Annotated in this window: 9 protein-coding genes; 5 read left to right on the top strand and 4 right to left on the bottom strand. The window is 44.3% G+C overall.

Annotated features, from left to right (window positions below; translation table 11 throughout):
- The first annotated feature begins 136 nt into the window (after nt 1-136).
- From lon to G327_RS23670, 5 genes are all read left to right on the top strand, one after another.
- Complete coding sequence (gene lon, locus G327_RS0100120; RefSeq protein WP_019612726.1) at nt 137-2494, top strand: endopeptidase La; 2358 nt, start codon at nt 137-139, stop codon at nt 2492-2494.
- A gap of 158 nt (nt 2495-2652) precedes the next feature.
- Nucleotides 2653-2928 (top strand): HU family DNA-binding protein, encoded by a 276-nt coding sequence (locus G327_RS0100115; RefSeq protein WP_019612725.1) that lies wholly within the window; start codon nt 2653-2655, stop codon nt 2926-2928.
- A 91-nt stretch (nt 2929-3019) separates the two neighbouring features.
- Complete coding sequence (gene ppiD, locus G327_RS0100110; RefSeq protein WP_019612724.1) at nt 3020-4912, top strand: peptidylprolyl isomerase; 1893 nt, start codon at nt 3020-3022, stop codon at nt 4910-4912.
- Nucleotides 4913-5036: 124 nt separating this feature from the next.
- Nucleotides 5037-5396, top strand: a complete 360-nt coding sequence (locus G327_RS0100105) for a hypothetical protein (protein ID WP_019612723.1) — start codon at nt 5037-5039, stop codon at nt 5394-5396.
- Nucleotides 5397-5706: 310 nt separating this feature from the next.
- A complete protein-coding gene (locus tag G327_RS23670) occupies nt 5707-7092 on the top strand; it encodes a CoA transferase (RefSeq protein WP_019612722.1) in 1386 nt (461 codons plus the stop codon).
- A gap of 86 nt (nt 7093-7178) precedes the next feature.
- Here G327_RS23670 and G327_RS0100095 read toward each other — a convergent pair whose 3' ends face one another.
- From G327_RS0100095 to nirD, 4 genes are all read right to left on the bottom strand, one after another.
- Nucleotides 7179-8843, bottom strand: a complete 1665-nt coding sequence (locus G327_RS0100095; RefSeq protein WP_019612721.1) for a methyl-accepting chemotaxis protein — start codon at nt 8841-8843, stop codon at nt 7179-7181.
- A gap of 224 nt (nt 8844-9067) precedes the next feature.
- Nucleotides 9068-10843: a bifunctional protein-serine/threonine kinase/phosphatase gene (locus G327_RS0100090; protein ID WP_019612720.1), complete on the bottom strand. Its 1776-nt coding sequence runs from the start codon at nt 10841-10843 to the stop codon at nt 9068-9070.
- 11 nt (nt 10844-10854) lie between these two features.
- Nucleotides 10855-12279: a NarK family nitrate/nitrite MFS transporter gene (locus tag G327_RS0100085; protein WP_425413775.1), complete on the bottom strand. Its 1425-nt coding sequence runs from the start codon at nt 12277-12279 to the stop codon at nt 10855-10857.
- A 115-nt stretch (nt 12280-12394) separates the two neighbouring features.
- Nucleotides 12395-12727, bottom strand: coding sequence for a nitrite reductase small subunit NirD (nirD, locus tag G327_RS0100080; RefSeq protein ID WP_019612718.1), 333 nt, complete (start codon nt 12725-12727; stop codon nt 12395-12397).
- Nucleotides 12728-12757 lie beyond the last annotated feature (30 nt).

Here is a 12757-nt window from a genome sequence, read left to right as displayed (position 1 = left end):
GGAGCTTTATGCTCCCTTTTTTCATTTATAGCCTTGAAAAATTTCACATAATCCCCAGTATTAATCCCTACGATTTTCTAAAGTTTGTTTGTTTTTAAAATCTTATATAACAAATGAATATTTTTCTGGGGATATTATGAAAACTGAATCAGACCTGCAGTTAACGCTGCCAGTGTTACCCTTACGCGATGTAGTGGTATATCCGCATATGGTTATTCCGCTGTTTGTTGGTAGAAAGAAATCTATCAGCTGTTTAGAAGCTGCCATGGAGCAGGGAAAGAAAGTATTATTAGTCGCGCAGACTGAAGCCTCATTAGATGATCCTAAACTGGAAGATCTGTACACCATAGGTACAGTGGCAAATATTCTGCAGCTTCTGAAGCTGCCTGACGGTACGGTTAAAGTCTTAGTTGAAGGTGTGCAGCGTGCACAGTTAATCAATAATATTGAAAATGATGATTACTTTTTTGCTGAAGTTGAGCTGCTGGAAAGTGAAGCAATTGATGCACAGGAAGAAGAAGCTTTACTGCGAAGCGTAATGGGGCAGTTTGAATCCTATATCAAACTGAATAAAAAAATCCCGCCTGAAGTATTAGCGTCTGTTAACGGCATCGATGAAGCTGAACGTTTAGCCGATACGATTGCCGCACATATGCCGCTGAATCTGGAAGATAAACAGACAGCTTTAGAGCTGACTTCAATAACGGAACGTTTTGAATATCTAATGGCGATGATGGAAAGCGAAGAAGATATTCTAAAAGTTGAAAAACGCATCCGCAGTCGTGTTAAAAAACAGATGGAACGCAGCCAGCGCGAGTATTACCTTAACGAGCAGATGAAAGCGATTCAGAAAGAGTTAGGTGAGTCTGAAGACGGCCCTAATGATCATGAGCTGCTTGCTGAAAAAATTGAACAGGCAGGTATGTCTGAAGAAGCGCATGAAAAAGCGGTCTCTGAGCTTAAAAAATTAAAAATGATGTCACCAATGTCGTCGGAAGCCAGTGTTATCCGAACTTACATTGAAAGCTTAGTAAATGTGCCGTGGAAAAAACGTTCTCCGGTTAAAAAGAATATTGCAAAAGCACAGGAAGTGTTAGATGCCGACCACTACGGCTTAGAAAAAGTTAAAGAGCGTATTTTAGAATACCTTGCGGTACAGACGCGAATTAACAAACTTAAAGGGCCTATTTTATGTTTAGTGGGACCTCCTGGTGTAGGTAAAACCTCGTTAGGGCAGTCTATCGCCCGTTCAACCGGTCGTAAATATGTACGTATGGCGCTGGGCGGCGTACGTGATGAAGCTGAAATACGCGGTCATCGTCGTACTTATATCGGCTCACTGCCGGGTAAAATAATTCAGAAAATGAGCAAGGTCGGCGTTAAGAACCCGCTGTTTTTACTGGATGAAATCGATAAGATGGCATCGGATATGCGTGGCGATCCGGCATCAGCTCTGCTGGAAGTTTTAGATCCTGAACAGAACAATACCTTTAATGATCATTATTTAGAAGTTGATTATGATTTGTCAGATGTGATGTTTGTGGCGACTTCAAATTCAATGAATATTCCGGGGCCGTTACTTGACCGTATGGAAGTGATCCGTTTATCGGGTTATACCGAAGATGAAAAAATGAATATCGCCAAGGAGCATTTAACCAGTAAACAGGTTAAGCGTAACGGGTTGAAAGACAGTGAAATTAATATTGATGACAGTGCGATTATCGGTATTGTGCGTTATTACACACGTGAAGCCGGTGTGCGTGCTTTGGAACGTGAAATCTCTAAAATCTGTCGTAAGGTAGTAAAAGAGATTTTATTAGACAAGAAACTTAAAAAAGTAAATGTCACTATCGATAACTTAAAAGACTATCTGGGCGTGCGTCGTTTTGACTTTGGTAAAGCGGATTCAAGCAACCAGGTTGGTCAGGTAACGGGTCTTGCCTGGACAGAAGTCGGTGGTGATCTGCTGACTATCGAAGCAACCTCGGTACCAGGTAAAGGCAAGTTAACTTATACCGGCTCGCTTGGTGATGTGATGAAAGAATCAATCCAGGCTGCAATGACAGTTGTACGTGCTAAATCAGAACAATGGCGCATTAATGCAGATTTCCATGAAAAACGCGATATACATGTACACGTACCGGAAGGGGCAACACCAAAAGACGGCCCAAGTGCCGGTGCAGCAATGTGTACTGTGCTGATTTCAAGTCTGACAGGTATTCCTGTTCGCGCGGATGTTGCGATGACCGGTGAAATCACTTTACGGGGTGAAGTATTACCCATCGGCGGCTTAAAAGAGAAGTTATTAGCGGCCCGCCGCGGCGGCATAAAAACCGTTTTAATTCCTTTTGAGAACACGCGGGACCTGGAAGACATCCCTGATAACATTAAAGAACAGCTGGAAATTAAACCGGTTCGCTGGATAGACGAAGTGCTGGAAATTGCCCTGCAGGACAGTCTGAAAGGGTTTTCTCTGGAGAAAGCACCAAAATAGGTGATAAACCGCATAAAATATGGGCTAGTTGCAGAGTTTTTTATGAATTTACTTGCACCAGTTTAAATAGCAACGTAGCCTAACGCCACTACATTTCAACTCGTGTTTAACACCTGGTTAAAGGTGAACACAACAATATATAATATGGGGATATTAAAATGAACAAAGGACAACTAATCGACAACATCGCTGAAAGTGCTGATATTTCTAAAGCAGCTGCCGGCCGTGCACTTGACGCGTTTATTGACAGCGTAACAAATGCATTAGTTGAAGGTGACAACGTTTCTCTTATCGGTTTCGGTGCTTTCTCTGTAAAAGAGCGTGCTGCACGTACTGGTCGTAATCCACAGACAAATGAGCCGATCCAGATTGCCGCTGCTAAGGTACCTGCATTCAAAGCTGGTAAATCATTAAAAGATGCAATCAACGCTTAACTGCTTGTTTGTTGAATGATGAATTGAGCGCGTCATATGATGCGCTTTTTTGTTTAATTATTTTGCTATAAGTTTTCAGAGAAGAGTATTTATGTTAGATAAAATGCGCGAAGGCTCACAAGGGGTTGCTGCAAAAGTTGTATTAATAGTGATCATCTTATCTTTTGCTTTAGCTGGGGTAAGCAGTTATTTAGGCGGTGGAAGTACCGCTGTTGCTGTAAAGGTTAATGGTGAAGAGATCAGCGAGGCAAGTGTTGAACAAGCTTATAATAACGAAAGAGCGCGTTTACAGGAGCAGTACGGCGAACAGTTTGATCTTATTGCTTCCAGTCCGGATTTTGCTCAGCAGGTTCGAGCACAGGCTACGCAGGGGCTTATTTCAGAGCGTTTAATTGCACAGGCAATTGACGACATGGGTTTACGTGTTGGTGATGAGCAGGTTAAAAATGAAATCCGTAATATGCCTGAATTCCAGGTTGACGGTAAATTCAACAATGAGCAGTATTTAGCTCTGTTACGCCGCGCAAGTTATACACCAGCCAATTTCAGTGCCAGTTTAAAACAAGATTTAGCACGTCGTCAGTTATTACAGATGCTGGTGGGCAGTGAGTTTGTTCTGCCGGCTGAAGTTGATCTGGTCAATGAACTGCAGGCACAAAAACGTGTTGCAAAAGTACTAACAGTCAGTGCGGATAAATTTACCGATATCGGTCAGATAAGCGAGCAGGAAGTGCAGACTTATTACGATAATAACAGCCAGTTCTTCCAGAACCCTGAACAGGTACGTGTTGAATATGTATTACTAGACGGTGCAGCATTAACGGATCAGATAACTGTTAACCAGGCGGATGTCGAAAATTATTACGAGACTCATCAGTCTGATTACCAGCGTACGGAACGTCGTAAAGTTGCTCATATTTTAGTACAGGGTGACAGTGAAGAAGCTAAAGAGAAAGCAGCTGCTATCCTAACGGAAATTAATAGTGGTGCTGATTTTGGCGTGCTTGCTTCAGAGAAATCAGATGATAGTTATTCTGCTAAAAATAACGGCGAGCTGGACTGGTTTGAACGTGGTGTAATGGATGAATCATTTGATCAAGCCGCTTTTTTATTAACTAAAGAAGCACCATTGTCTGAAGTGGTTAAGTCTCAGTTTGGTTACCATATTATTAAACTGGTAGATGTCCAGGAAAGCGAAACACTGCCGCTGGCTGATGTAGAAGTTCAGGTTAAAGCCGCGCTGCAGAAAGATAAAACCAGCGAGCTTTATTACGAACTACAGCAGCGTTTAAGTGAAGTTGCTTTTGAATCTCCAGACAATTTAGATGAAGCTGCCGGTGTACTTAATTCAGATGTGCAGATCAGTGAATTTTTCTCCGCTGATCAGGCTCCGGCTGAATTAGCAGAAAAATCAGTACAGCAGATTGTATTTGATCTGAACTTCCGTGAAGAGGGAATGAACTCTGATCTGATTGAGCTTGGTGATAATAAAGCGATTGTAGTGCGGGTAAGTGATTATAAAGATGCTTCGAAGCAGCCGCTGGCGGAAGTGTCTGAACAGATTCAGGCGCAGCTGAAAGGTGAAAAATCGCAGGCGCAGGCGCAGGAATTTGTTGAGTCGTTAATGGCTAAATTAAATGCGCAGGAATCTATTACAGATGACTTAGCGGCTAAAGGTCTTGAATTCAGCTCTAACCTGACATTTGCTCGTGACAACCGCAGCTACGATTACCAGGTAGTACAGAAGCTGTTTAAATTAGCTAAACCAGCAGCAGAGCAAGTTTCTCGTGACTGGGTAACAACGGCTAACGGTGATTTTGCAGTTATCGAACTGTCTCAGGTTATCGAACCTGCAACTGCTGACAACCAGGCAAAAGAGCAGATCACGCAGCTGCTTGAGCGTTCAACATCAGAAGCAACCTACCAGGCGTTAGTAACACAACTAATGGCTGAAGCTGAAATTACCTACCCGGCTGCCGGTTAATGTAATTCACTGCTAAATCTAAAAAGGCGCCTTTTCAGGCGCCTTTTTTTATGAATAAAATTCACCGGAATAAAAATTCAATTAGCGGCTAAACTTATCTTAAATACTTAGGGAAGATAAGCTTATGGATAAGATAGTGCTGGTACCCGCCTACCTTGGCCACGAATTAAAATCAAAAACGCTGAAAATCCCCACCGGACCGCTGCATGCTGATAATGTAAAGGATGGAGAGCAGAGCAGTACCATTGAAGAAACTATCTGGCTGGAGACAAAGTATCAGTCCGACTGTCAGGTTGATTCTAAACGCCTTAGCCAGGATCTTTCTGATGTAGTTGCGCAGCTTAACAGTGATGGTTTTGAAGTTGTGTCGATAGTGGCAGTCACCTCCGGATCACATCATGCAAGTACTGTTTTAGACGGCGGTTTTGGTTACGGATTTAGTTATACTGACAGTTTAATTGTGCACGCGCGGTTAATCTGCTGATACCTTTCAGTATCGGCTGGTCTTGCCGGCAGTTGTTTTTTACTCCAACTATTATGTACTTTTTACTTCCTGGTTAATTCAAACTACGAGCCGTATTGTGCTTGTTATCAAATGAATTACTCAATGCTGTATAATATATTGCTTTAGTTGTGATGTTTAGGCAGAGTTCATCTCAAATATTTTTATTACATTATCTGCGTTTTTAATCACCGCAAAGATGAAAAGCAATTCTATCGTATATCAGCAGTTAACAGATAATCGTCAGTATCGTTGAGCTGTACATATGTTAATTTTCAAACGGGAAGTAATGATGAGAAAAATAAACCAGTTAGAAGAATTACTAACAGGCTGCGGCTTACCTCAGTTATGTACTCAGTCAGTGTCTATAAAGGGCCAGGATCCGCAGCTGGACAGCCGTTTCTTTCTAGGGGAGTCAGCTGCCGCCGTTTTGGCTGCCTGTGCCCGGTTGTCAGCGCAGATATGGCATATGAAAGGAGGAAGTGAGCAGGATATAGAAGTTAACGTTACGGGAGCCGCCGCAAGCTTAGTCGGCTTTTTCTGGCAGAAAATAAACGGTGAAGCAGCTCCTCTATTTGATATGCATAACCCTTTAATACAGATGTACCGCACGGCTGATCAACGCTGGTTTCATCTGCATGGTTACTTCCCTAAACTTGCCGAAGGCACGCTGGCTGTTTTAAATTGCGAAAAAAGAAAAGAATCGATTGAGGCAGCGGTGAAAGGCTGGAAAGCTCAGGAGTTAGAAGATGCCTTAGCGGAAGCTGGTTTATGCGGTGCGTTTATCCGTTCACAAGAAGAGTGGTTAAACACTGAGCAGGGCAGAATATTAAGTAAGACCCCGTTATTTGAAATTATCAAAATAAGTGACGGTGAGCCGATCCCGTTTACAGGCGCATGTAATGTAAATGATCGCCCTTTAAACGCTGTTAAGGTATTAGATGTCACTAGGGTCCTAGCCGGTCCCACCTGTGCGCGTACCCTTGCAGGGTTCGGTGCAAAAGTATTAAAAATCACCAGCCCTGAGCTGCCGAGTGTCGACTCCTTTGTAATGGACACAGGACATGGGAAACGCAGTACACATCTTAATTTAGATATACCTGAACAGGCTCAGAAACTGCGTGAACTAGCCGCTGATGCAGATGTGTTTTCGCAGGGATACCGTAGCGGTAGTCTCAGTAAACGCGGTTTCAGCGCGGCGGATCTGACAGAAAAGCATAAAGGGTTAGTGTATGTCTCAATAAACTGTTACGGGCATCGGGGGCCCTGGGCTGGCCGTCCCGGCTGGGAGCAGCTGGCGCAGAGTGTAACTGGCATTGCTGATACACAGGGCAAAGACGGCCTGCCTGCGCTGCAGCCGGCGGCTGCCTGTGATTATATCAGTGGTTATCTTGCTGCGCTTGGAACCTTAGCCGCCTTGATTCGACGAGCTGTAGAGGGCGGAAGCTATGAAGTGCGTGTATCACTGTCGCGCAGCGCAATGTGGCTGCAGGAGCAGGGACTGGTCACTACCGCTTATACCCCTGCTGTCCCGGATATCGCGCCGTATATGCAGTGCTGCGAATCAGGGTTCGGCAGACTAGATTATCTCGGACCTGTGGTGAAAATGTCGGTAACCCAGCCGCGCTGGCTGCAGCCGACTTTTCCCCTCGGCAGTCATCCGGCAGCCTGGTGGTAATAACCGTCTGAATAAAACGAGGTGCAGAAGCGGGGCGTTTTATATATTCAATGTGCACCTTAGTTAACAGTTAAGCCCGGAGAAGGTTAAATTTTAAACCTTTCCACCAGATCGGACAGCTCATTCGCTTTTTCTGTTAATACCAGGCTGCCGTCGCGGTTCTCATTAGCAAGTCCAGCTGACTCAGCACTCTGATCCGACACTAATACAATACGCTCAGAGATATCCTGGCCGACAACACTCTGCTCCTGAGTTGCGGTGGCAATCAGCGTATTCATGTCGTTAATATTATTTATCGAATCAATAATTAGCACTAAAGATTCAGCCGCAGCTACGGCCTTATTAACGGTGAGTGTACTGAAGTTTTTACTCGATTCCATTACCTGAACCGCAGAGTCTGAGCCTGATTTTAGTGCGCTGATACGATCATGAATCTGCGCAGTACTCTCTTGAGTGCGGCTTGCCAGTTTACGTACTTCATCGGCAACAACTGCAAAACCACGCCCCTGTTCACCAGCACGGGCGGCTTCAATGGCCGCATTTAATGCCAGCAGGTTAGTCTGTTCGGCTATCTCCTGAATAATGGTTAAGGTGCCGGCAATATTCTGTACATCGCCTTCGAGCTTGGTGATCACTGCGCTTGCTTCATCGAGTTCTGCCGCCAGTGTTTTCACTGATTCCGATGCTTCATTGACAGTACTCATGGCAACTTGTGCATTAGAGTCGGCATCCTGTGCTGAATGGGCCGCCTGCGATGCATTTTGAGATATTTCATGTGCGGAAGTGGTCATCTCAGTCATTGCCGTGGAAATCAGCTCCGTTTCTGAACGCTGACTGGTTACCAGGGTATTTACCTGTGAGGAACGCTCAGTCATTTGTGAGGTTTCACTAACAACCTGGTCACTGACATGGGATACATGACCGATGATTTCATGCAGCTTAACCACAAACTTATTAAAGTTACGGCTTAAGTCATTAAATTCAGGGATGTTAAAGCTCGGAAGGCGGGCTGTTAAATCTGCATCGCCGCTGGCAAAACTGCGGATTGAGTCATCAAACTGCGCCAGCGGAATGGTAATACTTTTGTTGATGGCAATACCCAGTGCGGCAACGATCAGCGCTACAACAATGGTTATCAGTCCTATGGTGCGCATGCTGCCGAGCATATTTTGATCAGCATGCTGCTGCATCTGCGCCAGTACCGCATCAATATCATCGGTATAAAAACCTGTTCCGATATTTAAATCCCATTGTGATAAGTAGATGCTGTAAGCCAGTTTAGGCAGAGCAACGCTTCCATTAGGTTTTGGAAAATAATATACGGAATAACCATCGCCGCTGCGTGCGGTTTTGATTATATCCTGAATTAAGTAATTACCTTCTTTATCCTGCAGAGAGTAATAGTTATCACCGATGCCTTTATCGCTTGAACCGAGAAAAACACGTACGCCGTCGGATGTGTAACCGAATATATAACCGCTTTTGCCGAATTTTATATTACGCAGTGTGTTAACCACTTCTTCTATTGGAGAATTATCCTGTTTTAGCTGAGTGACTGCTGTTTCGGCAATACTAATATAAGACTTTAACTCCGCGCGTTTCATTTCCATCATCTGCGCTTGTGTTGTTTTCATCTGCGCACTGCTTAACTTATGTGTTTCAATATAAGTGAAGGTCATAATTATCGATGAAATAACCACTACCGGCAGCAGTGCCAGAAGAATAAGTCGGGCCTTAATCGTTAATTTCATAGTGTGTTTATCCTTTATGTTGAAGCTGTTTCTGTCCTGTAGACCTTACTCAGCGTGAATCTTAGCTATTGAAAAATATCGTAAAAATATAATTTACAATAATAGTAGGCTATTACTGAGTCTTGGTTCAGGACATGTCTGCAACAGAAGTCAATTTTAGGTCTTTTTTTAGCATAGTGTGCGCCTGAGTTTTCCGAAGGTGCATTAATGGAAGGAAAAAGTGCTCAGGTCAGGAGTAATATAAATTCAGTGAACGCAGTCAGGAGCAGGGCTGCCGATAATAACTGCCAGAAGCGTACCGGATCCCGCTCAATTAACGGAACATTTTCGCGGGCTTTAAGCAGTTCTGGATTCGGTCTATAGAGATCATCAATAAACTCAGTCATTGCCTGATAACGTCTGCTTGTTTCCGGCTGCAGGGCCTTGTGCAGTGCATAGTCTAGCCAGACTGGCAGATCTTCGCGAAAGCGGCTGATGCTCTGATATTTCCAGTGTGATTTTTTTGCCTGCTGCAGTGACTGTGTATTTACTATCTTATAGGGAAGTTCTGTACATAGCAGTTCATAGGCAATAACGGCGACAGAAAACAGATCTGACTGGCTGTCCGCCCGGCCTTGCAGTAGATATTCCGGCGCCATGTAATTGAGATCCCCAAGCGGCAGGTTATCGCTCAAAGCGGGGGATATTTCATCTAACCCGTCAATTTTTACAGTACCGAAATCTATTAAGGTGACCGTATTGTCCGGGGCAATCATGATGTTTTCTGGTTTTAAATCCCGATGGACTAAACCGGCCCGCTGCATTACACGCACTGCACTGACTATATTACGGATGATTTCCCGAGTTTCCTGCAGAGCAGGTTTGGGGTTATCGTAAATCCACTGGCGCAGGGTGATACCCGGGACAAACTGACAAATATGATAGAGAAAAGGCGAGTTGTCTATTCTGGGTAAAATGTTCATCACCCGCGGATCCTTTAATTTTATTCCAGCCCACTGTTCGCGGCTGAAGCCGTCGAGGTAAATAAGATCATCGGCAAAATTTAAAGAGGGCATTTTTAATACATAGTGTTTTTTATCAGACGGATCACTGGCCAGATAAATATGACTGCGTGCTCCCTGATGAAGTACTTTTTCTATTATAAAGCGGTCAATTTTATTGCCGCTGTGCAGTGCCGGCGGAATGGTTAACTGTTTCAGGCTTTGGTAGAGCTCGACGGCATCCTCCAGGGGAACATGTTTAACAGCGATGATTAAACAGCTTAAATTATCTTTACTGCCGTTATTTAATGCCTGCAGACTGATGTTTTCGGCTAACTGTTCAAATGAGGCCGAGCTGCTGCTGTTGTTATTTACCGATGCGATACGTTCCTGCAGGAAACGCTCGGTTAGAGTGTCGTGTATACCGTCACTGGTTAATAAGAAAATATCATCGACCTGCAGTTTGACTGTCTGAACGTCAACATCCAGGTGACAGTCCATACCCAGGGCGCGGATTAGAAAATCTTTTTTACCGTACTGAGTGCGGCTGTGATCCCTGGTTAACTGTGTCAGACTGCCGGAGCGGTAACGATAAATGCGCGTATCACCGGCATGAAACAGGTAAGCGTTAGCTGCTTTAAAAATAACCGCACTGAATGTTGTAATCAATCCGTTATGGCGTAAATCACTAGCGCGGCTTTGTTGAAAAAGCCATGAGTTAAGCGAGTTTAATACTTTTCCTGCGGACTTTTGTACACTCCAGCTTTGCGGGGTGCTGTAATAATCGGCAATAAACTGTGTCACGCTGGTTTGACTGGCCTGCTGCGCATTGCTGCTGCAGCTGACCCCGTCAGCGATACAGGCGGTAAAACCTTTGTATTTCTTTTCTGATGCGAGAGCCGGTTTTTTTACCGCAAAGGCATCTTGATTAACCTGGCGTCTACCCGGATCGGAATAACCGCCGAAACACAGTTCAAGCTCTGTCTTATGCTGTTTTTTCCGACTCTCATTGCTTTTCATTTTTAATACCTCTAGCTGACATCAATCATGGTCACACTGCCGTCCTGGTTAACTTCTGCCATCTGTCCTTTTGGTTCGGTCATCAGAGTTAATGTAAGCAGGCCGAGAAAGGCGGTCACTGCAATCACGTAGAAAAATGTCTGGTAATCAACAAATGACAATACAGTTAAATAGACAACCGCGCCGACATTGCCATAAGCGCCGGTCATGCCGGCTATCTGCCCGGTCATCCGGCGTTTAATTAATGGTACGGTTGCAAAAACGGCGCCTTCACCGGCCTGCACAAAGAATGAGCATAACATAGCTGCGGCAACTGCCACCCAAAGCGTCCATTCAGCAGTAATCTGTGCCATCAGCAGATAACCTAAAACCAGGCCTGCGGTAAGGATAACCAGCGTTGATTTACGTCCGAATTTATCTGAAATCCAGCCGCCGCCGGGACGGGAAACCAGATTCATAAATGCATAGGCAGATGCCACCATGCCAGCAACAACCGGTGTCAGCTCAAAGGTTTCAGAGAAGAATAAAGGCAGCATGGAAACAACCGCCAATTCTGAACCAAAGGTAGCAAAATAAAGGATATTTAACACCGCCACCTGTTTGAATTTATACTGGTGTACTTCCGGTACGGGGGCACTGAAAATTGATTTATTCACTTTCCATACCTGTGACCATTCATATGCATACACAGCGGCTAAGGCTGCGTATACAGTATAAGTAGCTGTAGTGGAAATCATCGCGATACCTGCAGGGGATAACTTCCATGTTAATAATGCTAAAGCAGCATACATCGGGATTTTCATTATTAATAACAGGAAGAAGTCACCCTTAGAGGTTACTTCCATTGCTGTTAAGTTAGCCGGTTTGAAGTAGGTTGCTCCTTTAGGTGTATCACTGATGTTGGCATAAAACACAAATGCAAATAACAGGCTGATCAGGCCGGTAAGTCCCATCGCATAACGCCAGCCGTCCTCACCGCCGAACAGCAGTGCAATAGTCGGCAGCGTAAATGCAGCCGCCGCTGAACCGAAGTTTCCCCAGCCGCCGTAAATGCCTTCAGCTGTGCCCAGTTCGTTATGTGGAAACCACTCAGATACCAGACGAATACCGATTACAAAACCCGCACCGATAAAACCTAATGCGAAACGGGCAATGGCCGCCTGTAAAAATGTCTCCGATAAAGCAAACACAAAACAGGGAATGGAACAAAGCGCTAATAGTGCAGAATACACCACTCGAGGGCCATATTTATCGGTTAATGAACCAACAATAACCCGGGCAGGAATAGTTAGAGCAACATTTAATATCAGCAGTGTTTTTATCTGTTCGGTACTTAATCCTAAGCTTTCTTTGACCGCCTGCAGCAGCGGCGCGAAGTTAAACCACACTGCAAAAGTAATAAAAAATGCCATCCAGCTTAAATGCAGTGTTTTCATCTTCCCGGAGAAAGAGAATATGTTAAATGCCGTTTTATCCACGATTTAGTCCTTTTGTTAATTACAAAAATATTATTAAACGTCCAGAGGTGACGTTTAATTGCACCTAATGCCTTTAGCCGGCTTTTTTAAGCTGCACCTGATCCGCTTCAATACGTACCAGATAGGTTTTGAGTGCAAACTCTGGTGAATCTATACAGATTCCGGTATTTAAATCAAAACGCTGTTTATATAAAGGTGATGCAACATAAGCCTGTTCCTGAACTGATCCCATAATGCCTCGAGAGATGACATTAGCCTGAGCAATCGGATCAAAGTTAGATACTGCGTACAGATCGGCATTACGTTTACAGTAAAAAACTGCAACCTGCTGACCTTCAAACAAAGCACATACTCCGCTGTTTTCACTAAGCTCCTGATGCTTGCAGATAGTTATCCATTGACTCATTTTGTTGTCCTCTTATTGTTTGATTCAAGC

It is taken from the genome of Psychromonas ossibalaenae ATCC BAA-1528, assembly GCF_000381745.1.
Taxonomy (GTDB): domain Bacteria; phylum Pseudomonadota; class Gammaproteobacteria; order Enterobacterales; family Psychromonadaceae; genus Psychromonas; species Psychromonas ossibalaenae.
The sequence above is the reverse complement of the archived record's forward strand: the minus strand, read 5'-3'. Positions and strand labels throughout refer to the sequence as shown.

Bases quoted from the DNA above. Each gene is read 5' to 3' on its own strand.
- lon (WP_019612726.1), top strand. From the start codon at position 137: ATGAAAACTGAATCAGACCTGCAGTTAACGCTGCCAGTGTTACCCTTA.
- G327_RS0100115 (WP_019612725.1), top strand. From the start codon at position 2,653: ATGAACAAAGGACAACTAATCGACAACATCGCTGAAAGTGCTGATATT.
- ppiD (WP_019612724.1), top strand. From the start codon at position 3,020: ATGTTAGATAAAATGCGCGAAGGCTCACAAGGGGTTGCTGCAAAAGTT.
- G327_RS0100105 (WP_019612723.1), top strand. From the start codon at position 5,037: ATGGATAAGATAGTGCTGGTACCCGCCTACCTTGGCCACGAATTAAAA.
- G327_RS23670 (WP_019612722.1), top strand. From the start codon at position 5,707: ATGAGAAAAATAAACCAGTTAGAAGAATTACTAACAGGCTGCGGCTTA.
- G327_RS0100095 (WP_019612721.1), bottom strand. From the start codon at position 8,843: ATGAAATTAACGATTAAGGCCCGACTTATTCTTCTGGCACTGCTGCCG.
- G327_RS0100090 (WP_019612720.1), bottom strand. From the start codon at position 10,843: ATGAAAAGCAATGAGAGTCGGAAAAAACAGCATAAGACAGAGCTTGAA.
- G327_RS0100085 (WP_425413775.1), bottom strand. From the start codon at position 12,279: ATGAAAACACTGCATTTAAGCTGGATGGCATTTTTTATTACTTTTGCA.
- nirD (WP_019612718.1), bottom strand. From the start codon at position 12,727: ATGAGTCAATGGATAACTATCTGCAAGCATCAGGAGCTTAGTGAAAAC.